General features: G+C 72.7%; 1 protein-coding gene. It reads left to right on the forward strand.

The window, feature by feature from the left end:
• Positions 1 to 703: AMP-binding protein (locus OO47_RS32970; protein ID WP_030223541.1), on the forward strand; the 703-nt coding region annotated here is incomplete at both ends.

Here is a 703-nt window from a genome sequence, read left to right on the forward strand (position 1 = left end):
CTACGTCATCTTCACCTCCGGCTCCACCGGCCGCCCCAAGGGCGCCATGGTGCACCGCGCCGGCATGGTCAACCACCTCCTCGCGAAGATCGACGACCTCGGCCTGACCTCGGACGACGTGGTCGTCCACAACGCCCCCGTCACCTTCGACATCTCCGTCTGGCAGATGCTCTCGCCCCTGATCACCGGCGGCCGCCTGGTCGTCGTGGACCGCGACACCGCCGCCGACCCCCAGGAACTCTTCGGCCGGATCACGACCGACGGCGTCACCGTCCTGGAGCTCGTCCCCTCGCTGCTGCGCGCCGCCGTCGACTCCTGGAAGAACGGCCTCGCCCGCCCCGAACTCGCCCCGCTCACCCACCTGATGGTGACGGGCGAGACGCTCCCCGCCGACTTGGCGCGGGAGTGGCTGGAGCTGGCGCCGCACGTCCCGCTGGTCAACGCCTACGGGCCGACCGAGTGCTCCGACGACGTCACCCACGCCGTCATCACGCCCGAGACCCCGCTCGGCAGCCGCGCCCCGATCGGGCACGCCGTCCGCAACACCCGTCTGTACGTGCTGGACGGGGAGCTGCGGCCGGTGCCGCCCGGCAGCGCCGGCGAACTGTACGTCGCGGGCACGGGCGTCGGCCGGGGCTACCTGGACGACCCCGCCAAGACCGCCGTCACCTTCATGGCCGACCCGTACGCCACCACCCCCGGC

The sequence above is a fragment of the Streptomyces bikiniensis genome, from assembly GCF_000716625.1.
Classification (GTDB): Bacteria; Actinomycetota; Actinomycetes; order Streptomycetales; family Streptomycetaceae; genus Streptomyces; species Streptomyces bikiniensis.